The 26,752-nt window shown below is 28.3% G+C and carries 27 protein-coding genes and 1 other annotated feature; of the genes, 17 read left to right on the forward strand and 10 right to left on the reverse strand.

What is annotated here, in order from left to right:
• Together BLS77_RS16765 and BLS77_RS16770 are read right to left on the reverse strand one after the other, a co-directional pair.
• The coding region (locus tag BLS77_RS16765) for a helix-turn-helix domain-containing protein (protein ID WP_139164865.1) at positions 1-249 on the reverse strand (249 nt) is incomplete at its 3' end.
• Between the two features lie 97 nt (positions 250-346).
• Positions 347-1,858, reverse strand: a complete 1,512-nt coding sequence (locus BLS77_RS16770) for a Ppx/GppA phosphatase family protein (protein ID WP_089972460.1) — start codon at positions 1,856-1,858, stop codon at positions 347-349.
• Positions 1,859-2,065: 207 nt separating this feature from the next.
• Positions 2,066-2,272, forward strand: a binding site (T-box leader).
• A 72-nt stretch (positions 2,273-2,344) separates the two neighbouring features.
• Here BLS77_RS16770 and argS point away from each other — a divergent pair.
• Positions 2,345-4,036 (forward strand): arginine--tRNA ligase, encoded by a 1,692-nt coding sequence (gene argS / locus BLS77_RS16775; RefSeq protein ID WP_089972463.1) that lies wholly within the window; start codon positions 2,345-2,347, stop codon positions 4,034-4,036.
• A gap of 58 nt (positions 4,037-4,094) precedes the next feature.
• On the opposite strand, the gene BLS77_RS16780 is transcribed toward argS, so the two are convergent.
• From BLS77_RS16780 to BLS77_RS16790, 3 genes are all read right to left on the reverse strand, one after another.
• Positions 4,095-4,241 carry a FeoB-associated Cys-rich membrane protein gene (locus BLS77_RS16780; protein WP_089972467.1) on the reverse strand — a complete coding sequence of 49 codons (147 nt, stop codon included), beginning with the start codon at positions 4,239-4,241 and terminating at the stop codon, positions 4,095-4,097.
• A 71-nt stretch (positions 4,242-4,312) separates the two neighbouring features.
• Entirely contained in the window at positions 4,313-6,073 is a 1,761-nt protein-coding gene (feoB, locus tag BLS77_RS16785) for a ferrous iron transport protein B (RefSeq protein ID WP_089972470.1), read from the reverse strand.
• A gap of 12 nt (positions 6,074-6,085) precedes the next feature.
• Positions 6,086-6,307, reverse strand: a complete 222-nt coding sequence (locus tag BLS77_RS16790) for a FeoA family protein (RefSeq protein WP_089972473.1) — start codon at positions 6,305-6,307, stop codon at positions 6,086-6,088.
• Between the two features lie 322 nt (positions 6,308-6,629).
• Between BLS77_RS16790 and BLS77_RS16795 the strand changes: the two genes are divergently transcribed.
• The gene (locus BLS77_RS16795; RefSeq protein ID WP_089972477.1) at positions 6,630-7,442 is read left to right on the forward strand and encodes a ribonuclease H-like domain-containing protein; all 813 of its coding nucleotides are present in this window, start codon (positions 6,630-6,632) and stop codon (positions 7,440-7,442) included.
• Positions 7,443-7,583: 141 nt separating this feature from the next.
• On the opposite strand, the gene BLS77_RS16800 is transcribed toward BLS77_RS16795, so the two are convergent.
• Positions 7,584-8,450, reverse strand: coding sequence for a ComEC/Rec2 family competence protein (locus BLS77_RS16800; protein WP_089972481.1), 867 nt, complete (start codon positions 8,448-8,450; stop codon positions 7,584-7,586).
• Between the two features lie 176 nt (positions 8,451-8,626).
• Between BLS77_RS16800 and BLS77_RS16805 the strand changes: the two genes are divergently transcribed.
• Together BLS77_RS16805 and BLS77_RS16810 are read left to right on the forward strand one after the other, a co-directional pair.
• Positions 8,627-9,346, forward strand: a complete 720-nt coding sequence (locus BLS77_RS16805) for a lysophospholipid acyltransferase family protein (protein WP_089972484.1) — start codon at positions 8,627-8,629, stop codon at positions 9,344-9,346.
• 261 nt (positions 9,347-9,607) lie between these two features.
• Positions 9,608-11,353 (forward strand): phosphoenolpyruvate carboxykinase (ATP), encoded by a 1,746-nt coding sequence (locus BLS77_RS16810; protein WP_089972487.1) that lies wholly within the window; start codon positions 9,608-9,610, stop codon positions 11,351-11,353.
• 36 nt (positions 11,354-11,389) lie between these two features.
• Here the strand turns inward: BLS77_RS16810 and BLS77_RS16815 are convergent, their stop codons facing one another.
• On the reverse strand, positions 11,390-11,596 hold the full coding sequence (locus BLS77_RS16815; protein ID WP_089972491.1) for a DUF378 domain-containing protein: 207 nt from the start codon (positions 11,594-11,596) through the stop codon (positions 11,390-11,392).
• Between the two features lie 74 nt (positions 11,597-11,670).
• A complete protein-coding gene (locus BLS77_RS16820) occupies positions 11,671-12,138 on the reverse strand; it encodes an Lrp/AsnC ligand binding domain-containing protein (RefSeq protein WP_089972493.1) in 468 nt (155 codons plus the stop codon).
• A gap of 242 nt (positions 12,139-12,380) precedes the next feature.
• Between BLS77_RS16820 and BLS77_RS16825 the strand changes: the two genes are divergently transcribed.
• Complete coding sequence (locus BLS77_RS16825) at positions 12,381-12,695, forward strand: hypothetical protein (RefSeq protein ID WP_089972496.1); 315 nt, start codon at positions 12,381-12,383, stop codon at positions 12,693-12,695.
• Between the two features lie 104 nt (positions 12,696-12,799).
• Here BLS77_RS16825 and BLS77_RS16830 read toward each other — a convergent pair whose 3' ends face one another.
• Positions 12,800-13,819 carry a CehA/McbA family metallohydrolase gene (locus tag BLS77_RS16830; RefSeq protein WP_089972499.1) on the reverse strand — a complete coding sequence of 340 codons (1,020 nt, stop codon included), beginning with the start codon at positions 13,817-13,819 and terminating at the stop codon, positions 12,800-12,802.
• 145 nt (positions 13,820-13,964) lie between these two features.
• Here BLS77_RS16830 and BLS77_RS16835 point away from each other — a divergent pair, with 145 nt between their 5' ends.
• The 6 genes from BLS77_RS16835 (at position 13,965) to BLS77_RS16860 (ending at position 18,604) form a co-directional block, all read left to right on the forward strand.
• Complete coding sequence (locus tag BLS77_RS16835; protein ID WP_089972502.1) at positions 13,965-14,465, forward strand: gamma carbonic anhydrase family protein; 501 nt, start codon at positions 13,965-13,967, stop codon at positions 14,463-14,465.
• 48 nt (positions 14,466-14,513) lie between these two features.
• Positions 14,514-15,362: a CvfB family protein gene (locus tag BLS77_RS16840; protein ID WP_089972505.1), complete on the forward strand. Its 849-nt coding sequence runs from the start codon at positions 14,514-14,516 to the stop codon at positions 15,360-15,362.
• A gap of 191 nt (positions 15,363-15,553) precedes the next feature.
• Positions 15,554-16,168 carry a PH domain-containing protein gene (locus BLS77_RS16845; RefSeq protein WP_089972509.1) on the forward strand — a complete coding sequence of 205 codons (615 nt, stop codon included), beginning with the start codon at positions 15,554-15,556 and terminating at the stop codon, positions 16,166-16,168.
• Positions 16,169-16,461: 293 nt separating this feature from the next.
• A complete protein-coding gene (locus tag BLS77_RS16850; RefSeq protein WP_089972512.1) occupies positions 16,462-17,247 on the forward strand; it encodes an amino acid ABC transporter substrate-binding protein in 786 nt (261 codons plus the stop codon).
• Between the two features lie 13 nt (positions 17,248-17,260).
• Positions 17,261-17,902, forward strand: a complete 642-nt coding sequence (locus BLS77_RS16855; RefSeq protein ID WP_089972516.1) for an amino acid ABC transporter permease — start codon at positions 17,261-17,263, stop codon at positions 17,900-17,902.
• A 12-nt stretch (positions 17,903-17,914) separates the two neighbouring features.
• Positions 17,915-18,604, forward strand: coding sequence for an amino acid ABC transporter ATP-binding protein (locus tag BLS77_RS16860; protein WP_089972519.1), 690 nt, complete (start codon positions 17,915-17,917; stop codon positions 18,602-18,604).
• Between the two features lie 84 nt (positions 18,605-18,688).
• On the opposite strand, the gene BLS77_RS16865 is transcribed toward BLS77_RS16860, so the two are convergent.
• Complete coding sequence (locus BLS77_RS16865) at positions 18,689-21,307, reverse strand: calcium-translocating P-type ATPase, PMCA-type (protein ID WP_089972523.1); 2,619 nt, start codon at positions 21,305-21,307, stop codon at positions 18,689-18,691.
• A 283-nt stretch (positions 21,308-21,590) separates the two neighbouring features.
• On the opposite strand from BLS77_RS16865, the gene BLS77_RS16870 reads away from it, so the two are divergent.
• The 6 genes from BLS77_RS16870 (at position 21,591) to BLS77_RS16895 (ending at position 26,743) form a co-directional block, all read left to right on the forward strand.
• A complete protein-coding gene (locus tag BLS77_RS16870) occupies positions 21,591-22,013 on the forward strand; it encodes a YaaR family protein (RefSeq protein WP_089972526.1) in 423 nt (140 codons plus the stop codon).
• Between the two features lie 162 nt (positions 22,014-22,175).
• Positions 22,176-22,373, forward strand: coding sequence for a hypothetical protein (locus BLS77_RS16875; protein WP_089972529.1), 198 nt, complete (start codon positions 22,176-22,178; stop codon positions 22,371-22,373).
• A gap of 162 nt (positions 22,374-22,535) precedes the next feature.
• A complete protein-coding gene (locus BLS77_RS16880) occupies positions 22,536-24,263 on the forward strand; it encodes an ABC transporter ATP-binding protein (RefSeq protein WP_089972532.1) in 1,728 nt (575 codons plus the stop codon).
• Between the two features lie 179 nt (positions 24,264-24,442).
• Positions 24,443-24,757: a thioredoxin gene (gene trxA, locus BLS77_RS16885; protein ID WP_089972536.1), complete on the forward strand. Its 315-nt coding sequence runs from the start codon at positions 24,443-24,445 to the stop codon at positions 24,755-24,757.
• A gap of 18 nt (positions 24,758-24,775) precedes the next feature.
• Positions 24,776-25,636, forward strand: a complete 861-nt coding sequence (locus BLS77_RS16890; protein ID WP_089972540.1) for an NAD(P)/FAD-dependent oxidoreductase — start codon at positions 24,776-24,778, stop codon at positions 25,634-25,636.
• Positions 25,637-25,813: 177 nt separating this feature from the next.
• Positions 25,814-26,743, forward strand: a complete 930-nt coding sequence (locus BLS77_RS16895; protein ID WP_175490893.1) for an alpha/beta hydrolase — start codon at positions 25,814-25,816, stop codon at positions 26,741-26,743.
• Positions 26,744-26,752: the final 9 nt, after the last annotated feature.

Here is a 26,752-nt window from a genome sequence, read left to right on the forward strand (position 1 = left end):
TAAAGAACCTTCACCGTTGATATAATCCGTTATTGCTTTAATCTTAAGTTCATGTGAATAATGTTTATTTCTACTATTACTTATTAATCCATCCACTCCAAAAGCCTTATATTTACGTATCCATTCCTCAACCGAGAAGCTAGAAACTTGTAGTTGATAAGCTATTTGCCCTACACTTATTTTTCCTGATAAATACTCCTTAACAACCTCTATCTTAATTTCTGACAATATTTTAGTTTTTCTTTCCATAATAAAATGCTCCCTCTATATAAACAGTTTTTATTATTTCAACTGTCTACTATAAAGGGAGCATATCATTTAAAAGAAATCCTAGGGTTTTATAAATTTAGATAGCTTTTTTTATAATAAGATTTCTATTGTAAATCTCTTTAAATTTACCAGTAGCTCTATATGCTTGGTGAATTTCAAGTTCTAAATCTATATCCGAAGTTACAGTGATTGTAACTGTATTTTCGTCAAAGTCTACATCTAAATCACTAACAGCACCTACAAGGCTTCTATCTAGCCCTTCAGCAAGCTTTAAAAGAACTCCTATTAACTTTGTAGCCTTTACATCAAGGCTATTGATAATGGAGGCGAATGGAGGCTGAGGAACCTGGTATTTATTAAACCTATGTGAGGCTGCAATACATGCACTCATTAGTAATTCTTTATGAGTTATTCCATTAATATAAGAATGTAAAATTATATAGAAAGAATGTTTATGATGCTCATAGTAATCTATACTAGTTCCACAATCATGAAGCATAGTAGCAGTTTTAAGAATGCGATCATAACTACTATCTAAATGGTGAAGAGGTTTTAGTGCATCAAAGAGTTTAGTAGTAATCCAAAATACATGTTTAGCATGAGATTTATTACTATTTAAAGTATCTAAAATACCGTTAATGCTATAATCTAAAATATCTTTGTTAAGTGGATGTTTAGAATTAATGTATTCATATAAAACCCCTTCTTTTAAACCACGGTCAGAAATAATGATTTTACTGTTGCAAACTAGTTTAACAATATTGTGGAAAATAGCAAGTCCACCGACAATTACATCAGAAGAATCAGGATCAAAACCTTCAATTTTGCATCTTTGCTTATAATCCTTAGATTTTAAAAGATTATATATATCATGAACATCTAAATCAGTAAGTTCGTAGTTATGAGATATATCAAGTGGATATCTCTTTTTAATCCTATCAAGTTTCCCGATTGTACGAACCGTGCCACCAACTCCAATTATAGAATCATATGTGTTTTCAGTTACCCATTGCAAGTCACGTAAATGAGAGTTTATAAGGTTTATAGTTACATCTAAATCATCTCTAGATATTCTATCAGTTAAGTTATAATTGTATGATAAATTTACACAGCCAAAAGGAAGTGTTGCACTTTTGATAATGCATCCATTTTGAATCCAAGCTAAGTGAGTGCTATTTCCTTCAACTTCTACCATTAAAGAATTTTCTACATATATACTTCTAGTTACACCTATAAAGTTATAGTGGATTTCTTCTTCACAAGATAACACTCTAATATCAACATCTAATTCAGATTTAATTGTTGATATTAACAAATCTTTATTTTGTGCAGTTCTAAAGGATTCAGTAGCAACTGCAATTATTTTAGAAGCGCCAGATACAATGCATAATGATTTAAAAGCTCTAAGTGTAGAAAGAATTAAACTGATTTTATCATTGCATATTTCACATCCGTTAACTAAGTCAGAACATAATCTTATAGAAGATTTAAGTTCATCTATAACTTTAAAATAACCATCATCTTCAACTTCAGTTAACATTAATCGAAGAGTATTAGGACCAATATCAATAACACCTATTTTATTCATAAGAACTCCTTATTTACTTTAGTATTATAATTTAGTTTCTAATTCAATATTATATCACTTTTAAAAATAAAGAATAGATAAAATTTACTGACTAGTTATTTATTTAGATATGCCTTAACTAAAATTAAAGTTTATAAATGAAATTATTTTTATGAGTTGACAAAAAAACTTAGAGTTATGTATAATAGGTATATTAATAAATTTAAAATAAAGTCAAAGAAGAGGAAAGTACTTTAATTTAATCTTTTAGCGAATAGGGAGATGGTGTGAGCCCTACAAGATAAATTAAAAGGAAAAGAGACTTGGAGACATCTACTGAAATTAAGTAGGATAGATCGTATAAGCTGCGTTAAAGCAATGAGTGGCATTCATAAATGCAACTAGAGTGGTACCGCGGTTACTTCCGTCTCTTATTTTTAAAAGAGATGGCTTTTTTTATTTTCAAGTAAATATAATGAAATGCCTAAAATATAGGGAGGAATAATTATGGATTATAAAAAGAAAATTGCAGAGCTTATAAAAGAACATATGGATATGGATGTTAAGCTTATTGAAAATTTAATAGAAATACCGCCAAGACCAGAAATGGGGGATTTTGCATTCCCATGTTTCCAATTCTCAAAAACACTTAGAAAAGCACCAAATATGATAGCAGCAGAGTTAAAAGATAAATTAAATGCAGAAGGGTTTGAAAAAATAGATAATTTAGGACCATATGTAAACTTTTTTGCAGATAAAGCTATATTTACAAAAAATGCTATAGAAAAAATCCTAGAAGAAGGAGATAATTATGGATCATCAAATGTAGGAGAAGGAAAAACTGTTTGTGTTGAACATTCATCACCAAACATTGCAAAGCCTTTCCATGTTGGTCATCTTTTCTCAACTTCAGTTGGAAATTCATTATACAGATTATTTAAAAAAGAAGGGTATACTGTAGAAGGAATTAATCACTTAGGAGATTGGGGAACACAATTTGGTAAGTTAATATCAGCATATAAAAGATGGGGTAATGAAAAAGCTCTAGAAGAAAATGCAATAGATGAGTTACTTAGAATATATGTTAAGTTCCATGATGAAGCTGAGAATGATCCATCATTAGTTGATGAAGGAAGAGCATATTTTAAAGCTTTAGAAGATGGAGATAAAGAAGCCGAAGCATTATGGGAAAGATTCAGAAACTTAAGCCTAAAAGAATTTGATAGGGTATATAACATATTTAACGTAGAATTTGATTCCTATGCAGGAGAAGCCTTCTACAATGATAAAATGGGTGTTGTAGTTAATGAGTTAAAAGAAAAGAAACTTTTAGTTGAAAGTAATGGAGCACAAGTAGTTATGCTTGATGAATATAACATGCCACCATGCATAGTGTTAAAAGGAGATGGAGCATCTATATATGCAACAAGAGATTTAGCGGCAGCTATGTATAGAAAGAAAAAATATGATTTCTATAAATGTGTTTATGTAGTTGGTTCACCTCAAGCACTTCACTTTAAGCAAGTGTTTAAAGTGTTAGAGCTTGCAGGACACGAATGGGCTAAGGATTGTGTTCATGTTGGGTTTGGATTAGTTAAGTTTGCAGATAGAAAGCTTTCAACTAGAAAGGGTGAAATAATACTTTTAGATGATTTAGTAAGAGAATCAGTAGATAAGACTTTAGAAGTTATAAATGAAAAAAATCCAGAGTTAGAAAATAAAGAAGATGTTGCAAAGAAAATTGGAGTAGGTGCACTAGTATTTACTTACCTTAAGAATTCAAGAGAAAAAGATATAATATTTGATTGGAAGGAAATGCTTTCATTCGAAGGAGAAACAGGTCCTTATGTTCAATATTCCTATGCAAGAGCTAAGAGCATATTAAGAAGAGCAGAAGAATCAAATATAGAAGCTGATTTCTCAAAACTTAACTCAAAAGAAGAGTTTGAATTAGTGAAACACTTAGAAAACTTCAATAATCAAATACATGTAGCAGTTGAAAAACTAGAGCCTTCAATACTAACTAGATATGTAATAGAAGTTGCTAAGGCGTTTAATAAGTTCTACAATGCACATTCAGTATTAAATTTAGAAGATGAAGGATTAAAGCAAGCTAGATTAGAATTAGTTAAAGCTAGCTGCCAAGTTATAAAAAATGGATTATACTTATTAGGAATAGATGTAGTAGAAAAAATGTAATTACTAAGGAATATTCAAAAAAGCAACGTTTAATTTAAACGTTGCTTTTTTTATTAGGCTATTTATTTTTATCTTTGTCTTTATAAATAGGACAGTGGTTTGAACAACTGCCACAATTACAATTGCCTTTAGATGATTTTCTAAAACTTCTAAAAAGTATAAAGGCTGAGAATCCTAAAATTCCAATTGTTATAATAATCTCCATAACATCCTCCTTAGGTGTCTTCAAGAAAAGAACTCGCCAGATACTGGCCTATTTTCTTGAAGATTCCTCATCTATAAAAATAAAGTTGCAATATTAAAGACTATGAATGATACTACCCATGCTAAAATCAATTGGTAAGCTATTGAAAAAAGAGTGAATTTAGTTCCATACTCTTTGTACATAGCGCCTATAACTGATATACAGGGAGTGTATAGTAATACAAACACTAAAAATGAAAGTGCAGAAGCTGATGTGAAATATACTGGTAACATTAATGTTAAGTCACCTGAGAAAATTATCCCCATTGAAGCTATAACACTTTCTTTAGCAAGTAACCCTGTTAATAATGATACTGAACTTTGCCAATCACCAAAACCTAGCGGCTTAAATATTGGAGCTATAACGCTACCAATTGAAGACAATAGACTATCATTAACATCTACCATTCCAGTAAAGTTAAAGTTTGATAGGAACCATATAAGAACACTCATAGCAAATATTAATGTTCCAGCTCTAATTAAGAATCCTCTTGCTTTTTCCCATACTTGTTTTCCTATATTTTTAATAGATGGAGTTTTATATTCTGGTAATTCTATAATAAAGGGCTCCTCATCTTTTTTAAAAATAGTATTCTTAAAAATTACTCCGAAAATAAAGGCTAATATTACACCTAATAAATAAAGGCCAGCAACAATTAATCCAACATATTTAGGAAAGAATACAGCAGCAAACACTGCGTAAACAGGTAATTTTGCATTACAACTCATTAGTGGTACTAATAATGCTGTAAGTTTTCTATCTTTTTCACTTTCTAAAGTTCTAGCTGACATAATAGCTGGTACTGTACAACCGAAACCAACGATCATAGGAATAAATGCCTTACCTGAAAGACCCATTTTTCTCATAACCTTGTCCATTATAAAAGCTATTCGAGCCATATAACCACTATCTTCTAATACTGAAATACAAGCGAAGAGAGCAAGTATTATAGGTAATAAAACAACTATTCCCCCAACTCCAGCAATAATACCATCAACAATTAATGATTGGAACCAAGGGCTACTATCAGATAAAAGGCTAGTAACGAATGGTAAAAGGGAATCGTTAAGTAATGCATCTAGCATATCAGATAATGGTTGACCAACCCATGCAAATGTTACTTGGAACATTAAAGCCATAAAAGCTAAAAAAATTGGATAAGCAAGCCATGGGTTCAACAAAATATTATCTAATTTGTCTTTAGTTGGTTTACCTTTTTTTATAGAGATTGTACTACATTTCTCTATAACTGAATCAATAAAAGAATAAGTCGTTTTTTCATCTTCAAAATGAAAATCATTATCAGCTTGAGAGCTGAAAAAAACATCAGATACTAGTGCGTCTTTTAGTTCATTAATTCCCTCTTCCTTTGAAGCTACAATTGGAATTACTTTAACTTGCAAAAGTTCTGATAGCTTATTATAATCTAAATTAAATCCTTTTTTTTCAGCTACGTCAATCATATTAACGGCTAAAATAATAGGTTTTTTAAATTGTTTTAATTGAGTAGTTAAATAAAGGTTTCTATTTATATTTGATGCATCTATAATATTTAAGATAACATCAACCTCATCATCCTCTAAAAATTTTTTGGAAATTTTTTCTTCGTTAGAATAAGTATCAAGAGCATATATTCCTGGTAGATCAACTACTTTTATATCTCCAAAGAAGCCTTCCTTCTTATCTACTGTAACTCCTGCCCAATTTCCAACTCTTTGAGTAGAACCGGTTAAGCTATTAAATAAAGTTGTCTTTCCTACATTGGGGTTACCCAGTAGCGCTACTGTTTTCATTTATTATCCTCCTTAGTTAGCTAGAAAAATATTCTTAGCATCTTTTTTTCTTATGGCTAAATCGAATCCTCTTAGCTGTAGTATCATAGGATCGCCTAAAGGAGCTATTCTTTTAAGTTCTACCTCTGTACCTTCAATGCAACCTAAAGCAGATAATCTTTTAGCTAAATCTACATTTCCGGAAATTGATTTAATTATTCCTTTTTGGCCTAGTTCTAAATCACAAATACACATTATCTCTACCTCCAATGAAAATCATTATCATACTATATAATAGCTAAAAATTAAAAAAAAGTCAATGTTTTTTTAAATTAAGTGAATAATTTTGAAAAAAACAGAAAAACTATAAAGTTATTGATATATTAATTTAATAATAATATGTTAAAATAGGATTAAGATATATTAATTAAAAGTTTTTTAATTACCACAAAAATGGTATAATTAAAAAGTATATTAATGAGAAAAAATATATATAGATAAAGGTATCTAAAAATAGTTAATTGTTATAGTTAATAATTATTTTTATACTTAAATACTGGAAGAAAGAGTGGGTACTATGATAATACGTGAAAATATTGTAGAGGTAGAAGAAGTCTCAAAAGAATTTATGCTACACACTAATGAAATTAATAGAACTCCAGAGGATGTTATATTTTTTGATTTGGAGCATTATGTATATAAGAAACCTAAATGTATCGGTGTTTTCGGAGCTTGTATATATAATAATGAGGATAAAAAAATATATGTAACTCAATATATGATTGAAAATAAAAATGAAGTAGTAGATTTACTTATACTAGCAAAAAAATATTTTATTAATATGAAAGAAGCTGGTAAAAAAGCTATTGTTACATTTTCAGGGAATAATGATTTTACAGTAATTAATTATCTCTTTAAAAAGTACAACATAGAATATGATTTTTCTATAGAATATGAATCCATAGACATTCAAAAAGAGTATGAAAGAGAAAGAAAAACATCAATAGGTCTTAAAAATTTAGAAAAATTATTTGATATTCATAGAGAAGGAGATTTAATTAGTGGGTCTAACCTAGCAAAGACATTTCATAAAGTGTTAAAAGATAGAGAGTATATAATGAGAATGCCAAAAGAAAAAATAGAAACTATACTTTTATATAATGAGCAAGATGTAACAAATCTTTGTGTTATCTTTAAGAAATGGAATCAATACATTATTAATATTGAAAAAGAGAATGAAGAATATAATGAAAAAGATACTGAGAAAGAAAATGAAGAAGATACTGAAAAAGCAGAATATAATGAAGACATAGAAATAATAGATGAAACTAAAAAGATAGATATGATAGAAGAAAGTGAAATTAAATTAGAAGTTAATAATGTAATTTAAAAACAAATATCTAATCTTAATTGTTTTAGGAGAAATCCTTAAACAATAGATGCCTCCAAATTTTTATTTGGAGGCATCTATTGTTTAATTTAGTAATCGTAAACAAAATAATAAGATAAATGTCCCTTGATTTGAAGAATTTTATTTGTTTGGAATCCTATTTATTTCTGTTCCGTTAGAGGATAATACTATAGTTCCATCTAAATCAGTTCTATAAGATTTTATATTATTAGTATTTAATAAAGTTAGTGTTTTATTAGTGGGATGTCCATATTTATTATCTACACCTGCAGATATTACACCAATAGATGGATTAACAGCATTTAAAAAAGTTTTGCTAGTTGAAGTTGAAGATCCATGATGGCCAAGTTTTAAAACGTCAGATTTTATATTAGGATTTTTAGATAAAACTTCTTTTTCAACTTCAACTTCTGCATCACCAGTAAATAGAAAAGAATTATTTCCATATTCAATTTTTATTATAGGGGAATAGTCATTAAGATTAGAATATTCTTCTTTGCTTGGAGAAAATACTGTTACATTTGTGCCTTTGCCTAAATCTATAGTATCTATGCCAGCCTTAATAATATTAATTTTTAAATCTTTAGTTATTAAAGATTCCACCATTTTTTCAAATGTGCTAGTTGTATGTTCAACTTTTGGAGCATAAAATTTTCCGACTTCATACTTATTAATGACAGAGGACATACTACCTATGTGGTCTTCATGAGGATGTGTTGCAATTATATAATCTAGTTTAGATAAGCTGATAGAATCTAAATAAGTTAATAAATTTTCTTTAGCATCTTTTGGTCCTGCATCAATAAGTAAATTTTTATTGTTTACTTGTATTAAAATAGAGTCGCCTTGGCCAACATCTATATAGTGAACAATCATTTTATTAGTGGGATTTAGGTTTTTTTTAGGTGTAAATAAAAGGTTGTAGAATGAAAAAATAAAAGCAAATATTAATATTAATAAGGATAGAATTGAAAATTTCTTTTTCAATTTTAAGACCTCCTAAATTCTTAGTTAAAGTTATTTTTTTGTATTTGCGATTTAAATAAAGGCTAAACTTCTCATTGTACTATAATATTTATCCTTGTATAATACAAGTAAGGAATCTAAAAAAATATATTAGAAATTCTTCAGATTCCTTTAAAAACATAATTAGGAGAAAAATAATGGATTTGTTTAAGAAAATAAATTATGGATTATATATGATAATCTTAAGATTAAAGGCTATTAAATTATTTTTTATTAGAAGATTTAAAGGCGAAGTAGAAGCGGATAAATATGTAGCGAAAGTTGAATGTGCTTGGGCGGATTACACTATAAATAAAGCTGTCAAAATGAATGTTACAGTAATAGGAGAGGAAAATATACCAGAGGAACCCTGCGTCTTTATAGGAAATCATACAAGTGTTTTAGATTGTCCTTTATTAATATTTACAGCAAAAAGAAGTATTGGGTTTATAGCAAAGAAAGAATTAATAAAGGTGCCTATTATAGGATATTGGATAAAACAAGCTAAGTGTGTGCCAATTGATAGAGAAAATGTACGAGAAGCAGTTAAAGTAATAAATGAAGGTGTACAAAATCTTAAAGAGGGTCATAGCATGGCAGTATTTCCAGAAGGAACTAGGAGTAAAGATGGAAAACTTGGAGAATTTAAAAGAGGTAGTATGAAACTTGCTACAAAAGCAAAAGTGCCCATAATTCCAGTAGCAATGGATAGAGCAGACAGAGCATTTGAAATAGATAGAAAAATTAAACAAATAGATATTATAGTTACATTTGGTGAACCAATTTATACAGAAAATTTAACGAAAGAAGAAGAAAAAGAATTAGCAGAAAAAGTTAGAAGTGTTATAGCAAATTCTTTAGAGAAAAATAAAGAATAATAAATGTTAAAAATTTGATGAAATAAGTAACGAATTATTTTTTTTATTTTAAGGAAATGCGATAAATAAATTTAATTATTAAAAAAACGTTCGTGTATATGTTTTCAAATACAATATGTTTTCAATTTAATAATAGTTTGTGAAAAATGAAAAAACTTCTTTCTTAAATTGCATAATATATGATATAATTTAATAATAAATCACTAAAAGATATAAAAATGAATATTTAACTAAGATAAAATGCAAAAAGGGGGCAATTGTGTGCGTAAAGAGTTTTCAATAAGCAATGATAAAATATTAATAAACTTTACAGCTAAGTACTGTAATAACTTTCAAACACTAACAGAAAGTGAGGGGTTTAGAAGGGTTCTTGAGGTTTATTTAAAAACCTCAGAAACAAAGCTTTCTTTAAGCTATAAATACTTATCAAAATCTTTAAATACGAATGATCTATGTGAATTAAGAAAAGATGTAATAAGAGTAATTAAATATTTAACAGTTATGGATGTGAATGAAATAGTTACATTTGATGAAAATTATAAAAACTTATTTTCAGACAAAGATAGCTTCATATATTTCATAGAAGATTTTTATTTATTCTGGAGAAGACTTGAAAGATATACAGTAATTCATGGAGATAAAGTACAAGAGGGATTAGAAGCTATGAACCTTACACAAGCAAATACAGCTTTTTCAACTCTTATTAAAAAGTTATATAGAAAAATAGAAAAAAATGTTTCTGGATTAAAACCAAAGGTATTTAGACAATTACCAGCAGGTGGGAATTCATGTGTAATGATAAATAAAGTATTATGGCCTATACCAGATGGTTATGAAGCTTTAGAAAAAATACAATTTATAGATACTATATTACTTGAAACTCCATTTATAACATATCCTAAAAAAAATACTAGAAATGGTATGTTTAATGAAGTTTTTGAAAATCCAGTTAAAAGAGCTTCATTAAATGCAGATCATTGGTTCTGCTACACTGCAAAGGTTGGAGAATTACTAGCATACATATATTTCCATAGAGATTATATGGCTCATGGAATAACTTTATGTAATTTATTTGAAATGGCAAGAACAGAAGAATATAGAGGCAGAAAACCTGATATTATTTTTGTGTTTGGAGCTAATGATGATGATGGTAATTTAAAAACAGTATTTTATGATGATGTTAAAAATGATATAATGGTTGGATACATTAATCATTCAGAAGAAATAGATTATTTTGGATATATGAAAAAAATGACATTAACACTTCATAATTTAATTATGATAAAAAGAGGTTGCTTACCTATTCATGGAGCTATGGTAAACATTGTGCTTAAGGAAGGTAAGAATGCTAATGTTGTTATAATGGGAGATAGTGGTGCTGGTAAATCTGAAAGTTTAGAAGCTTTTAGAACTTTAAGTGAAGATCATATTAGTAATATGACAATAATATTCGATGATATGGGTACTTTTAAAGAAAAAGATGGAGATATTATAGGATATGGTACAGAAATTGGTGCTTTTGTAAGACTAGATGATTTAGATCAAGGTTATGCATTTAAGGAAATGGATAGAAGTATATTTATGAATCCAGATAAAACAAATGCAAGGTTAGTTATGCCAGTCGCTCCTTATAAAGAAATAATTAAAGGATATAAAGTTGATTTATTCCTTTATGCAAATAATTATACTAAGGTAGGAGAAGGCGAAACTTCCATAGAATACTTTAAAACAGCTAAGGAAGCTATTAATGTATTTAAATCAGGAGCAAGAATGGCTAAGGGAACTACAACTGAAATAGGACTTGTAGAATCATATTTTGCAAATCCATTTGGACCAGCTCAAAAGCCAGAACAATGTGATATATTAATTGATAATTATTTTGATGCAATGTATAAAGGTAATGTTAAAGTTGGGCAAATTAAAACTTGTTTAGCAGTTAACGGACAAGAAAAAGAAGGACCAAGACTTGCAGCTTTAGAATTATTTGAAATAATAAAGAATTTATAAAATAAAAAGCCTCTCAAATTTGAGAGGCTTTTTATTTTAGTCTGAACTCATTAATTTATCTTTTGCAAAGAATGACAGTGAGTATAATCCAGCTATTCCTACTAGCGCATACACAATTCTACTAAATGCTGTCATATCTCCGAATAGTGTAGAGACTAAGTTAAATTGGAAAAATCCAATTAAACCCCAGTTTATCGCTCCTATAATAACTAATATAAGAGCGGTTGAATCTAATACTTTCATAAAAAACACTCCTTTATTTTTGGGTACATAATTATGTTTCCCAAAGAAATATTTTTTATGTGTAAAACATAAAATTAAATTGTAATATTCCTATCTACTGGTTGTTCAAGTGAAATAAATGTATCTGTTCTTTGAACTCCAGGAATTACATTTATTTTATTAAGTAATATAGATTGTAAATCAGAAATGTTTTTGCATATTACCTTTGTAAAAATAGAATAATTCCCTGTAGTTAGATGTAATTCTACAACCTCGCTTATTAAAGAAAGTTGATCTACAACTGATGAGAAAGAAGATGTTTTATCTACATATATGCCAACAAAGCAGCATACATCATAGCCTAATATTGGTAGGTTTAAAAGAATTCTAGTTCCTTTTACAACTCCAAGTTCTTCCATCTTCTTCATTCTTACATGTATAGTACCACCACTAACATGACATATTCTAGCTATTTCTAAATAAGGAGTTCTAGAGTCCTTAATTAATAAATCTAATATTTGAAGGTCAAGTTCATCTAATTGATAGGTTTGGTTTAAACCCATATTATCACCCCTATTTAACGATTTTATAATTTCTTTTTCTATTTTATCAAATTTATTGTGAAAATAGAAGCTAAAAATGATAATATTATAAAATAAATTAAAAAAATTAATGAATTTATAAAAAATCCCAAATAAAGCAAGCTGCTTTCAAAAAAAAAATAAAAATTAAATTTATAATACTTGAAAATAAAGCTTATTTATTTTAATATATAGGTTACACAGTAAAATAGGAGGGTATACTTATGAACAACATATTATATATAGTAATAATGATAGTAGCAACAATTTTAATTTTTTGGGGCGGAAGAAAATTTATATTTTCTAAAGTGAAAATAAACAAATGGATTCCTTTAGGAATTTCAATAGTAATTTTAGCAAGCCAATTTTTTATAGGAAACCAAAATAAGTGGATTAATGCGGTCTCAACATTATTAACAGTTATGTTTTTCTTATGGTTTATGGAAATTCATAGTACTGGAGGCCCTAAGGTTGCAGAAAAGAAAATAGTAATTAAGCCTAAAGCTAAACCAAACAGAGTTAAGCATTTAAAAAAATAAGAAAATAAATAATTTAGGCATCTTCAAAAAATACTAGTAGTTAAACTAGTTATTTTTTCAAGATGCCTTAAACATATAAAAAACATTTAAGGAATATTTGCATTTTAGTCTGGATTTTTAGTTACAAAAATAGGTGAACTAAAAGCGATTTTACCAGTTTTCTGAATAACCTTAATTACATACCAGCTTTCATCTTTTTCATGTACATGCTCATAAAGATATTTAATGTTATTTAAGTTAATGTCAATTATGTTTTTGACTAAAGTACCTTTATTAGAAATTATATGAATTTCTTTAATTGGATACCTAATATCATCAGCATAAATCATAAATTTAAGTTTATCAGAAGTTATAACAATTTCCTCACCCATAAAAATATTATTAATAGTAAAGTAAAGTTTCAAAAAACGGGATTCAGTTGAATAGGTTCTTCTATTTCTAAAAGCAGATACTAGTGCAGTAGTTGAAAGCTCATTACCTATATAAACTGTAAGGTTTTCTGAATCACCAAAATTCACTTTGTGGTTATCTTGACTATTTATGGCGCCAAGTTTCCAACCTATATCTAGAAGGTTATAATAATATTTATCGTGGCGAGTATATTTGGACGCAGGGTTTCCGTTACCAACTTCCACAGAGGTAATAAGCTTATTAAATATTGGATGATGATCAAGGCTATTAACATTTTTGTGGGGATGATTAATTGAAATAAAAGCATTTGTATTATTTAACATCCATAAAGCTAAAAGCTTTAAGTCTATTATTGTACCATTAAAAAATGTATTAGAATTTATTATATTAAAATCACCAAAAGAGTTAGTTTTACATTCAAATCCTACTAAGGGTAAAAAATCATCGTATTTCTTTCTCATCTTAATTGCATAGTGATGAGTTCCTTGCCATCTTGTTAAAACCTCATCTTTAATAATAACTTTATTAGAAAGATAAGAATTATGGTCTGTTATGCACATAAAGTTTATACCTGTTTTTCTTCCATATTCATAATCATCATAAGGATTTCCTCTGCCGGTAGAATAAGATGTATGACAATGAGGTATTCCATAATAAAATTTTAAATTGCTTTGATCGAATTCTTTTATGTCTTTATGCTTTTTTCTTCCCAAATTATGCCTCTCAAAATATTGTTTAATTATATATAGTATTACATAGGTATAAATAATGACAATAATATAAGGGAATGATAAAATAAGTTTATAAGATTATATATTTATTTTTCAAAAGATGTTTTAATGAAAAGGAGTTATAGAAATGATAAAAGAGTTTCAAGGGGTTAAACCTATAGTACATAAAACTTGCTATATTTCAGAAAGTGTTGATATAATAGGAAATGTTGTTATTAAAGATAACGCTAATATTTGGTTTGGTACAAGGATTAGAGGCGATATGAATAGTATTGTTATAGGCGAAAATACAAATATTCAAGAAAACTCTGTAGTTCATGTAGATAGCCATTGTGGAACATATATAGGTGATGATGTAACAATAGGGCATGGAGCTATAATTCATGGATGCACTATACATAATAATGTTTTAATAGGAATGGGTTCTATTGTATTAAATGAAGCTATAATTGGGAAAAATACAATTATAGGAGCAGGATCATTAATACCACAAGGAAAAGAAATACCAGAAGGTGTTCTTTGTCTTGGTAGCCCAGTTAAAGTAATTAGAAATTTAACTGAAGAAGAAATAATAGGAATTAAGACTTCAGCAAATAATTATGTAAACTTAAGTAAAAAATATATATAGGAGGCAGGTTAAACAATTAGTTTAATAGTGCCTAAATCAGGAGGAAATATGTTAAATATAGGTGAATATCACGTTTTAAAAGCAGTAAGAAAAAAGGATTATGGATACTTTCTACAAAATGAAGAAGGTGACTCAGTTTTATTACCAACATCATGTATTGGTAAGGAAAGAGTTAGAATTGATGACGTTTTAAATGTATTTGTTTATAAAGATTCATTAGATAGACCAGTTGCATCACTTGCTAAACCATTTGTAACTGCAGGAGAAGTTGGTTATTTAAAAGTTGTAATGAAAACAGAGTTTGGAGCTTTCATTAGTATTGGATTAGACAGAGATATTTTTGTTCCAATTAAAGAACAAAGATTTGAAATCAAAGAAAATGAAAAATATTTATTCTATATATATGTAGATAAAACGGGAAGGCTTGCAGGAACTACAGATGTAGAACCTTACCTAAGACCTTTAGAAGAAGCGGATAACATAACTTATAAAGTAGGAGATGAAATGGAAGCTGTAGTTTATTCAGCTACTCCAGCTGGTACTTTAAATGTTGCAATAGATTGCAAATATAAAGGATTAGTATTACCAAACGAATACTTCCAAAGTGTTTATCCAGGAATAGAATTAAAATTAAGAGTTAAAAGATTGTATGAAGATGGAGTAATTGGATTTTCTTCAAGACAAAAAAGATTAATAGAAAGATCAAGTCTTCAAGAATCTATATTAAAACATATGGATATTAATGGTGGTTTTATGGCGTTTAACGATAAATCAGCACCAGAAGATATAAAAGCAACATTTAATACAAGTAAAAACTACTTCAAAATGGCACTTGGTGGCTTAATGAAGGAAGGGAAAATAGCTCAAGACTTAGAAGGAACAAGAATAGTAAAGTAGAGTAACTTATATTTAGGATAGAATTCAATTAATACTAAGCAAACTTATATCATATAACTTTATATGATATAAGTTTGTTTTTTTGTATTTTTGTATTTTAAAATGGGGAAAATAAATAAAGTTTGAAAAAACTAGGACATTAAATCTTTAGCATATGGTATAATTATATTGAAAATAAAGGGGGAATTAGTATGTTTAAAAATTTCGCAGCAGACGCTTTAGGATTAAGTGATATAGGGAAAATAATTAGTTCTAAGGATTATGACAAAGTAGATGCAGATGATTATATAATGCATGAAGATGGAGAAAAAATATTTTTCTTAATTAAGTCAAGGACAGATGAATATTGCTTCACTAATTTAGCTTTAATACATGTAGATGGTGAATCAGCTATTAGTAAGAAGAGAACAGTAAAAAGATATGACTATTATAAAAACAAATTAAGTAACATAACTATTGAAACAGCAGGAACAATAGATTTAGATTGTGAAATTAAGTTTGCAATAAATCAAGAGATGTTTTTAATTGATGTTGACAAAAGAGCCATTGAGCAATTAAAAGATCTTTATAAAGCTTTAATAAGAATAGAACAAATTACAGAAAGTAATGAAACAATGTTAATAAAATCAGGAGAAGTTTTAGAAATAGCATCTAAAGCCTGTGGTTCTCAAAAAATAGAAAATGGAGATTTAGCAGAAATATTTAAAAATATTAATGAATATTCTTTCCAATGGATAAAGCAAAGTAGAGAAGAATATATTAAAAAAGATTTTACAGATACATTTAAGAATTATATAAATAATTAAAGATAAAGTATTAGCGCAGCTCCTAGATAAAAAATTATCTAGGAGCTGTTTCTTTGGTGTTATTATCCAGTATAGTCAGCTATAATAACATATTTATTTTCGCCAACCTTTAATAGGTTAAATAAAACACCTCACATTATTAGAATTAAATTTGTATAAAAAAATATATATATCCTAATTATAATAAATAAAAGTATTGATTTATGAAAAAAATTAAATAAGAATATTGACTTTATTGCTTTACTGTGATAAAGTAATGATATGATAAAGAAAACAAAAGGGGGCAATTAATAATGAATATAAGAAAATTAATAAAAAAGGTTTTAATGACAACTATAGTAGGGGCAATAGCCATAGGATTTGTAGGTTGTGGTAACACTGAAAAACTAGTTTTGGGGTTTGATGATACTTTTGTACCAATGGGATTTAAAGATGAAAATGGCGAGGTTACAGGTTTTGATATTGAACTTGCAAAGGCAGTTGGAGAAAAGCTAGGTAAAGAAATAGAGTTTCAACCAATAGATTGGAGCATGAAAGAAACAGAACTTAATAATGGAAATATAGATTTTATTTGGAATGGATATTCAGTTACTGATGAAAGACGTGAAAAGGTTGAATTTTCAAAGACTTATTTAAATAATAGACAAATAATAATTACACTTGCAGATTCAAAAATTAAAACAAAAGCAGATTTAAAAGATGCTAAAGTTGCAGCACAAAATGCATCAAGTGCAGTTGAGGCAATAGAAGCTGATGGAGATATAATTTCTACATTTAAAAATGGAAAAATTATAACTTTTGACACAAATAATGAAGCGTTAATGGATTTAGAAGCAGGAAGAGTTGATGCTATTGTTGCTGATGAAATATTAGCAAAATATTATATGAATGGAAGAGGTATTGAAAAATATAATGTTATTTCAGAAGATTTTGGAATAGAAGATTATGCAGTAGGTATGAGAAAAGATGACTCAGCATTTGTTGAGAAATTTAATAAAGCTTTTGATGAAGTTGTAGCTGATGGAACAGCCGCAGAAATATCAAAAAAATGGTTTGGTGAAGATATAATAGCTAAATAAAGGAGGGAAAATTATGCAAGATATAATAAGCCTTATTCCACAAGTGCTTCAGGGTTTAACAACAACATTGATGGTGTTTATATTAACATTAATATTATCAATTCCATTAGGAGTAATTATAGCTCTTGGAAGAATATCTAAAATGAAAATATTAAATAGCATAACAGGTATTTATATCTATATATTTAGAGGAACTCCTTTATTATTACAAATACTATTTATATTTTTTGGGCTACCATCACTTGGATTATCAATTCCTAGAATGCCAGCAGCTATACTTGCAATGGTATTAAACTATGGTGCATACTTTGGAGAAATATTTAGAGCGGGAATAATTTCTATTGATAAAGGACAAATTGAAGCGGCTGAGGTACTTGGAATGTCTAAAAAGGATATCTTTGTTAGAATAATTCTGCCTCAAGCATTAAAAACAGTGTTTCCACCAGTATCAAATGAAGTTGTTACACTTGTAAAAGATACAGCACTAGTTTATGTTGTGGGATTAGACGAACTTCTTAAAGTTGCTAAAATAGCATCAAATAGATTAACATCAATAATGCCATTTGTAGTTGTAGCTATAGTATATTTAATTCTTAATGGGATAATTGCAAAAGTATTAGAAAAAATTGAAAAAAAATATAACTATTATCAGTAGGAGGGGACTTGCATGTTAAAAATAAGTGGATTGAAAAAAAGCTTTGGAAAAACAGAGGTATTAAAAGGCGTTGATTTAGAAATAAAATCTGGTGAAATACTAGTAATCGTTGGTCCTTCAGGTGGAGGAAAAACAACTCTACTTAGATGTGTTAATGCTTTAGAAACCTGCGATGATGGCTTAATTGAAATTAATGGAAACACTTTATGTGAAAATGGGAAATATATAGATAAAATAGAAATGAAAAATATAAGAAAAGATATAGGCTTAGTTTTTCAAAATTTTAATTTATTTCCTCATATGAGTGTTTTAGAAAATTTAATAGAAGCACCACAAAAGGTTTTTGGTGTTTCAAAGGAAGAAGCAATAAAAAGAGCAGAAGAAACTTTAAGTTTCCTTGGGTTAAATGATAAAAGAGACAACTACCCCTGTGAGCTATCAGGAGGCCAAAAGCAAAGAGTTGCAATTGGAAGAGCATTAGTATTAGATCCAAAGTTAATGTGCTTTGATGAGCCAACATCGGCATTAGATCCAGGTCTTACAGATGAGGTTGCAAAATTAATTAGAAGTCTTGGAAAAGAAGGTATGAGTATGATGATAATTACTCATGATATGGAATTTGCAAAGAAAGTTGCAGATAGAATATTTTCTATGGATAAGGGGATTTTGTCAGAAGGATTAATATTTAAAGATCTACTTTGATTTATATAAAAATGAATTAAGGTCTATTTAAAAAACAATAAAAATGAGGTATTCAAATTTGAATACCTCATTTCTTTTGAAAAATTATTTATCTTTCATTCTAAAGAATATTTTAATAAACTCATTTATTATAAATGGTACTAATGATAATCCAACTACAAGTCCCCAATCTGATACTGTTAAAGAATAAACTTTAAATATTGATGCTAAAACTGGAACTGTAATTATAATAAATTGCAAACTTATTCCAAATGCAATAGAACCAATTAACCATTTATTTTTAAATACTCCAACTTGGAATAAGGATTTTGTTTCGTTTCTCATAGTTAATGAATAAAACAATTGAGAAACACTTAATACTACAAATGCCATAGTTTGAGCATGCATTAATGAACCTGGATAAAGTCTTTCTCCTAATTTAAATGCAATTAATGTTGTAACACCAATTAATATTCCATTAATAATTAGTAATCTACCCATTCTACCAGCAAAAAGACTTTCTTTTGGGCTACGTGGTTGTTTAGACATAACATCATGGTCGCCTGGGTCAACTCCAAGTGCAAGAGCTGGGAAACTATCTGTAATTAAATTAACCCATAATATATGAATAGGTAATAGCGGTGTAGCCCAGTTAAATAATATAGCAAAGAATAATGCTATAACTTCTCCAAGGTTACAACTTAATAAGAATAAAATTGATTTTTTTATATTGTTAAAGATATTTCGTCCTTCTTCAACAGCTTTAACTATAGTTGTAAAGTTATCATCGGTTAAAACCATGTCAGCGGCACCTTTAGCAACATCTGTACCTGTAATTCCCATGGCAACACCAATGTCGGCTGCTTTTAATGAAGGAGCATCATTTACTCCGTCACCAGTCATTGAAACTATATTACCGTAAGATTTAAAGGCTTTAACTATTTTAACTTTATGCTCTGGAGAAACTCTAGCAAAAATTCTATAGTTATTAACTATTTTTATAAATTCTTCATCGGAGTAAGTATCAATTTCACTTCCGGACATTGCCTGGGCAATATTTTCTGCAATTCCAAGTTCTTTGGCAATGGCAACAGCAGTGTTTTTATGATCACCAGTAATCATAATAGTTCTTATACCAGCTTTTTTACTAAGTTCAATTGAACCCTTAACCTCTTCCCTTGGAGGATCAATCATACCCATTAAACCAATAAAGATTAAGTTATCTTCTAAATTATCAATTGCTACATGTTCATTTTCTAAAATTTTATATCCAAGAGCTAAGACTCTTAAAGCATCATCAGACATGGTGTTAGAAGATGTTAGAACACTAGCCTTTAGTTTATCAGTAAAGTCCTTAACTTCGCCACCAATTAATATTTTTGTTGATATTTTTAAAATGCTATCAATAGCACCCTTAGTAAAAGTATAATAATTTTCATTGTACTTATTTAAAGTTGTCATAAGTTTCCTATCAGAATCAAAAGGAATTTCATTAACTCTTTTATGGTTTGTATTTAAATCATCTTTAAATATATTAAATTTATTTCCTACATCTAATAAAGCAATTTCGGTTGGGTCACCAGTTTTAGAAGATTCTGTTGAAGTTGCATCATTACATAAAATCATACCATCTATTAATAATTTAGTTGTTTCATCTGTAATATTTGCATCCTCTAAAGATTTAAGTTCATTATTAACAAAATATTTTTTGACAGTCATTTTATTAATTGTTAAAGTTCCTGTTTTATCAGAACAAATAATATTAACAGAACCTAAAGTTTCAACAGCCGGTAATTTTCTAATAATAGCATTTTCCTTAATCATTCTTTGAACGCCAAGGGCTAAAACAATAGCAACAATGGCAGGTAATCCTTCAGGAATAGCAGCTACAGCTAAACTTATGGAAGTCATAAACATATCCATAAAGTTTCTTCCTTGGAACATTGAAATAATAAGCATAAGTATTGAAATAGAAACAGCGGCAAATCCAAGAGTTTTACCAAGCTGTGCAAGTTTCTTTTGAAGAGGTGTTGTATCATCACCCTCAGCATCAAGCATTTTTGCAATTTTACCAATTTGAGTATCCATACCAGTACTTGTAACTATACTAGTTCCTCTACCATAAGTAGCAAGCGTAGACATAAACAACATATTATGCTGATCTCCAATAGGAACATCTCCTTCAGATACTATAGTTTCTGAATTTTTATCAGCAGGAACAGATTCTCCCGTAAAGGCAGATTCTTCGATTTTCAAGTTAGCAGATTCTAAAATTCTTAAATCAGCAGGTATATATCTTCCGGCATCAATAATAACTATATCTCCAACAACTACTTCTTCAGATGGAATTTCTTTTAATTGTCCATCTCTTTTAACAAGAGCTTTTGGAGTAGAAAGCTTTTTAAGTGCATCAAGTGCCTTTTCAGCTTTAGATTCTTGCACTAAACCAATAAGAGCATTAACTAAAATAACAATTAATATGATTACAGCATCGCTAATTTCACCTACAATACCAGAAATTAAAGCAGCGCCAAGTAAAATATAAATCATTACATCGTTAATTTGAATAAAGAAAAGCATTGCAATTGATTTTTTCTTTTTTCCTGCTAGTTTATTTTCACCATTAGTTTCTAATCGTTCTTTTGCGTCTGTAGAAGAAAGCCCATTAAGAGCATTGGAGTTAAGCTCTTTTAATGCTTCTTCTGATGTTTTATTAAACCACATATGAAAAACCCTCCTTACTTTTTTGAAGACCCCTTAATAATCTATAAAAATTATTTTACTATAAGTATAGCATAAATAAAGTTGTTAATATTAATACCTGGTAAAAAAAGTAATATGTAAAGTTCTTATTAATGTGAAGAAAATATAGTGAAAAATAGCCTGGAAATATTGAGTTATTAGTTTATTTTAAACCTCTAATACACTTTCGAAAAAATAAAACCTCTAGTTGAAAAAACGTTACTCTGATATAATATTAATAAGGAATGTGAAAGGATTGATTAGTATGGAAATTGGAAGAGTAAATTCAAAAGATACAATTAGAAATGAAAGAAAAATAGTGTCAGAGAAAAAAGATTTTTCTCAAAGCTTTAATCAAGCTAGAGATAGAAAATCAGAAGAACAATTAAATAAAATGATTGAAGAAATTAATAAAAGAGGAAATAGATTAGTAACTACAAAAACTTATGGTGATGTAATAGCCTATAAAAAAATGATTAAAGAATATTTAGCATCAATTTTAAAGTTTATGTATGATACTAAAAAGGATGTTAGTTTTTGGCAAACACAGTACTTTGTAACAGTTGAAACTATAGATGAAAGACTTGAAGAACTTACAAAGGAATTAATGGCTGAAGAAAGAGAAAATTTAAACGTAGCAGCTACTATAGATGAAATACAGGGGCTTATAGTTGATATATATAAGTGACACTCCAAATCTATGATTTGGCAAGTGGAAGTTAAGTGAAAATCTAAATCTTTGATTTAGTAATTTGAACTTACTCTGTAAGAGCACTCCTTAGAGCGAATGCGAAAAGGAGTTTCCTTTATATAAACTCAACAAATAAGATTATAAAAGGGGAACAGGATTATGGCAGATAAAATAAAAGCATTGCCACATAAAATAACATTTGCAATAGGATTAAGTTTGGTATTAGTAGGAATAACAATAAGCAATATCCTGCCACTTGGTATTTGCTCAATGCTTGTTAGCGGTATTCCTATGTTTATAGGAACAATATTTGTTTTGATTGCGTCTGATAAAAGACACTCAAATATTGATAAATAAATTTTATTTTATAGGAACTGTTTTGGCAGTTCCTATAATTTTGTCATAATATCAACATTATCTTAAAACAAAGTCTAATTTTAAAAGAATAACAATTGAAAATAGTTATCAACTGTTGTAGTATTAAATATAATAAACAATATAAAAACGGAGGAAAAAAATATGATAAAAAGATTTATTAGTTATTATAGACCTTACAAAAAACTATTTTTCTTAGATATGATTGTTGCATTTATTGCAGCAGCTTGTGATTTAGTATTTCCTATGATGACAAGAAATTTGGTTAATGAGAGCATACCAAATAAAAATTTAAGAATGCTTATAGTATTTGGTGGAACTCTTTTAGGGATATATATAGTAAAGGCTGCTTGTACTTATTTTATGCAATATTATGGACATGTAATGGGAGTTAGAATGCAAGCGGATATGAGACGCAAAATGTTTCTAAATCTTCAAAAGTTACCTAATAGGTATTTTGATAATAATAAAACTGGTGACTTAATGAGTAGAATGATAAATGATCTTATGGAAATTTCGGAACTTGCTCATCATGGTCCAGAAGATTTATTTATTTCATTGGTTATGTTAATAGGTTCATTTATAATATTATGTACTATAAATATACCGTTAACACTTATAATATTTTCATTTATACCGGTAATTATAATTTTTACTTGGAAAAAGAGAAATAAAATGAAAAATGCATTTATGGAAACAAGAGTGCAAACTTCAGCGGTAAATTCAACACTTGAAAATTCTTTAGCAGGAATAAGAATAACGAAAGCCTTTGTTTGTCACAAAAATGAAGAAGAAAAATTTGAAAAAGGAAATATTAAATTTAAAAAGGCTAGAGAATCAGCATATAAAGTAATGGCTGAATATTCTTCAGTGGTAAATTTTAATATAGATATGTTAGATTATGTAGCATTAATTGCTGGGGGATTATTCACATTTGGTGGAATAATAAATATTGGAGATTTCTTAGCATATTTATTATATATTAAGATATTTAGTCAACCAATTAAAAAATTAACAGCCCTTATGGAACTATATCAAAGTGGTATGACTGGTTTTAATAGGTTTATAGAAATAATTGAAGAAGAAAAAGAGAAAGAAGACCCAAAGGCTACAGATATAACAAATGTACAGGGTGAAATCAAATTTAAAGATGTACATTTTAGTTATGAAGATAAAAATATATTAGCTGGAATAAATTTAACAATAGAAAAAGGTAAAATGTTAGCTATAGTTGGACCATCTGGTGGAGGGAAAACAACCTTTTGCAACTTAATACCAAGATTTTATGATGTTACAGATGGTGATATCACAATTGATGGTAAAAGCATATATTGTAGTAAGCTAAATTCTTTAAGAAAAAATATAGGGGTAGTGCAACAAGAGGTTTTCTTGTTTACAGGAACAATAAAAGAAAATATTTTATTTGGAGATCAGGAAGCTAATGATGAAAGGGTGATAGAATCAGCTAAAAGAGCTAATATACATGATTTTATTATGGAACTTCCAGATGGCTATAATACTAATATAGGAGAAAGAGGAGTTAAATTATCTGGAGGACAAAAACAAAGAATATCAATAGCAAGGGTATTTTTAAAAAATCCACCGATATTAATATTAGATGAAGCAACTTCAGCATTAGATAATACTACAGAATATATGATACAAAAATCTTTAGAAGAATTATGCTCAGGTAGAACAACTATAGTTGTTGCTCATAGATTATCAACAATAAAGAATGCGGATGAAATTATTGTTTTAACAGATAAAGGTATAGAAGAACAAGGAACTCATGAAGAATTATTAAATAAAGAGGGTTCATACAAAGAACTATATGAAGCTCAATTTTTAAATTTGAAAAAAGTGCAAAACTGAAAAAGAAACTTCCCTAGCTAAATATAAAATTTTAGAGTTGCGTAAGTAAATTGATAATTTTCTGTTAAAGGGGGAAAATAAAAAGGAATTAGTTAGGTTAGCTATTGACTAATAAGAGCAAAATGAGTAAAATTAAAATATATAATGTACCCCTAAGGGGTATATAAGGAGGAATAAATATGGTTCAACATGTTACAGTATCAAATTTTAATGAAGAGGTTATAAATAATAAAGGTGTAGTTTTAGTAGATTTTTGGGCAACTTGGTGTGGTCCTTGCAAAATGATAGCTCCAATATTAGAAGAAGTGGCGTCAGAAGTTACAAATGCTAAATTTACAAAGGTTGATGTAGATGCAAATCAAGCGCTTGCAAGTAAATATCAAGTATCAAGCATACCAACTTTAATGATATTTAAAAATGGTGCTCCTGTAGATACTTTAGTAGGATTTATGCCAAAGGATGCTTTAAAAGCTAAAATAGCTAAACACTTATAAATTTAAGAGGGTGAAAAAATGGGTGAACGGTATGATATTGCAATAGTTGGTAGTGGACCAGCGGGATTATCAGCTGCATTAAACGCAAAAATTAGAAATAAGAAATTTATTATCTTTGGGAATAAAAATTTAACTAATAAATTAGTTAAGGCTCCAAAAATAAATAATTATTTAGGTTTTTTTGGTATGACAGGAGAAGATATAAAAAATCAATTCGAGGCTCATTTAAATTCTATGGATATTAAAATAACTGAAGAGAGAATTAACGCTATATATGCAATGGGTGATTATTTCGCATTAATGGTAAATAATGAGACCTATGAAGCAACAACTGTTATATTAGCTACAGGGATGGAATATTCAAGACCTTTAAAGGGTGAAGAAGAATACCTTGGAAAAGGTGTTGGATATTGTGCAACCTGTGATGCTCCATTATATAGAGGCAAAGTAGTAACAATAATAGGTCATAATAAAGAAGCAGAAGAAGAAGCAAACTTTGTTTCCGAACTTGCAGGTCTTGTATATTATATACCAATGTATAAAGGCCCATATGAATTAAGAACTAATATTGAATTAGTAGAAGATAAACCAGAGCAAATTAAAGGCGAAATTAAAGTTGATAAAATAGTATTAAAAAACAGAGAGTTAGAAACAGACGGTGTTTTTGTATTAAAAGACTCTATTTCTCCAGGACAATTAGTTCCAGGTTTAAAAATTACTGATAATCATATTGAAGTTGATAGACTTATGAAAACAAATATTAAAGGTTGTTTTGCAGCGGGAGATTGTGTTGGTATTCCGTATCAATATATTAAATCCGCAGGGGAAGGTAATATTGCAGCCTTAAGTGCAGCTAAATATTTAGATCAAAAGAAATAACTTGTACTTAAAGAAAAGCGCTAAAGTGCTTTTCTTTTTTGTTGTTATAAGGATTAATATAATAGATAACAATATTTTTTTAGTAGTCTAAGTATAAAAAATATATAGTGTGGTAAAATAATGTAATAATATGAGACAAGATTACTAAAGTTAAATATGCCTAAAGAGGAGAGAAAAATGAAAGGTTTGTTAATAATATCAGTATTTATAGTAATAATTATATTACTTAGTATCAATTTTATAGGTGAAATAAAAAAAGATGCATTTAAACATATAATACTTGATGATAGGAAAGATAAAGGTAAAATGATAAAAGTTTTAAAAGAACGATTCTTTTGTGATTATAAAAATTATGAAGACTTAGAATATGAAGAATTAGAAATCCTAAGTTCAGATGGATTTAAGCTAAAGGGTTATTATTACAATAAATATCCGGACTCAAATAAAGTTATGATTATTCACCATGGATATACAGCAAATCATTATGTATGTATTCAATTTTTAGATATATTTTTTGAAGAGGGGTTTAATGTATTACTAGTAGATATGAGAAGTCATGGAGAAAGTGAAGGCGAATATATTACTTACGGATATAAAGAACAAAAAGATTTAGATATTTGGGTGAATTTAATTAGAAATAAAATCGGTGAAGATGGAATGATAGGACTTCACGGACAATCCATGGGTGGAGCAACAGTTCTTATGTATGGTGGAAATTATAGTGAAAAAATAGATTTTGTTATAGCTGATTGTGCATATTCAAATGGAAAAGAAATTTTAAGATATCAGTTTAAACAAGCTGATGTTCCGTTTTTTCCAATATATAATATGGTTAATAGACAATGTAAAAGTAAATGTGGGTTTGATATGAATAATATATCACCTATTGATTGTATAAAAGATAATGAGATACCTGTATTATTTGTTCATGGGACTGGAGACAATGTAGTGCCTGTAACTATGAGTGAAGAAATGTTTAGTGTTAAAATAGGAAATAAAAACAAATTAGTTATAATTCCAGATGCGGTACATGTGGGAGCTTATGCAAAAGACAAAGATACTTATGTAAAAGCTATTAGAGAATTTATAAGTGAATTAGGAATATAAAAAATAATA

The sequence above is a fragment of the Clostridium gasigenes genome (assembly GCF_900104115.1).
In the GTDB taxonomy this organism is placed as follows: Bacteria; Bacillota; Clostridia; order Clostridiales; family Clostridiaceae; genus Clostridium; species Clostridium gasigenes.

Coding starts and splice junctions, on each gene's coding strand:
- BLS77_RS16860 (WP_089972519.1), top strand. CDS start 17,915: ATGTTAAAAATAAGTGGATTGAAAAAAAGCTTTGGAAAAACAGAGGTA.
- BLS77_RS16850 (WP_089972512.1), top strand. CDS start 16,462: ATGAATATAAGAAAATTAATAAAAAAGGTTTTAATGACAACTATAGTA.
- BLS77_RS16805 (WP_089972484.1), top strand. CDS start 8,627: ATGGATTTGTTTAAGAAAATAAATTATGGATTATATATGATAATCTTA.
- BLS77_RS16770 (WP_089972460.1), bottom strand. CDS start 1,858: ATGAATAAAATAGGTGTTATTGATATTGGTCCTAATACTCTTCGATTA.
- BLS77_RS16840 (WP_089972505.1), top strand. CDS start 14,514: ATGTTAAATATAGGTGAATATCACGTTTTAAAAGCAGTAAGAAAAAAG.
- BLS77_RS16835 (WP_089972502.1), top strand. CDS start 13,965: ATGATAAAAGAGTTTCAAGGGGTTAAACCTATAGTACATAAAACTTGC.
- BLS77_RS16870 (WP_089972526.1), top strand. CDS start 21,591: ATGGAAATTGGAAGAGTAAATTCAAAAGATACAATTAGAAATGAAAGA.
- BLS77_RS16865 (WP_089972523.1), bottom strand. CDS start 21,307: ATGTGGTTTAATAAAACATCAGAAGAAGCATTAAAAGAGCTTAACTCC.
- BLS77_RS16820 (WP_089972493.1), bottom strand. CDS start 12,138: ATGGGTTTAAACCAAACCTATCAATTAGATGAACTTGACCTTCAAATA.
- trxA (WP_089972536.1), top strand. CDS start 24,443: ATGGTTCAACATGTTACAGTATCAAATTTTAATGAAGAGGTTATAAAT.
- BLS77_RS16845 (WP_089972509.1), top strand. CDS start 15,554: ATGTTTAAAAATTTCGCAGCAGACGCTTTAGGATTAAGTGATATAGGG.
- BLS77_RS16880 (WP_089972532.1), top strand. CDS start 22,536: ATGATAAAAAGATTTATTAGTTATTATAGACCTTACAAAAAACTATTT.
- BLS77_RS16825 (WP_089972496.1), top strand. CDS start 12,381: ATGAACAACATATTATATATAGTAATAATGATAGTAGCAACAATTTTA.
- BLS77_RS16815 (WP_089972491.1), bottom strand. CDS start 11,596: ATGAAAGTATTAGATTCAACCGCTCTTATATTAGTTATTATAGGAGCG.
- argS (WP_089972463.1), top strand. CDS start 2,345: ATGGATTATAAAAAGAAAATTGCAGAGCTTATAAAAGAACATATGGAT.
- BLS77_RS16780 (WP_089972467.1), bottom strand. CDS start 4,241: ATGGAGATTATTATAACAATTGGAATTTTAGGATTCTCAGCCTTTATA.
- BLS77_RS16790 (WP_089972473.1), bottom strand. CDS start 6,307: ATGTGTATTTGTGATTTAGAACTAGGCCAAAAAGGAATAATTAAATCA.
- BLS77_RS16795 (WP_089972477.1), top strand. CDS start 6,630: ATGATAATACGTGAAAATATTGTAGAGGTAGAAGAAGTCTCAAAAGAA.
- BLS77_RS16890 (WP_089972540.1), top strand. CDS start 24,776: ATGGGTGAACGGTATGATATTGCAATAGTTGGTAGTGGACCAGCGGGA.
- BLS77_RS16875 (WP_089972529.1), top strand. CDS start 22,176: ATGGCAGATAAAATAAAAGCATTGCCACATAAAATAACATTTGCAATA.
- BLS77_RS16855 (WP_089972516.1), top strand. CDS start 17,261: ATGCAAGATATAATAAGCCTTATTCCACAAGTGCTTCAGGGTTTAACA.
- BLS77_RS16895 (WP_175490893.1), top strand. CDS start 25,814: ATGAAAGGTTTGTTAATAATATCAGTATTTATAGTAATAATTATATTA.
- feoB (WP_089972470.1), bottom strand. CDS start 6,073: ATGAAAACAGTAGCGCTACTGGGTAACCCCAATGTAGGAAAGACAACT.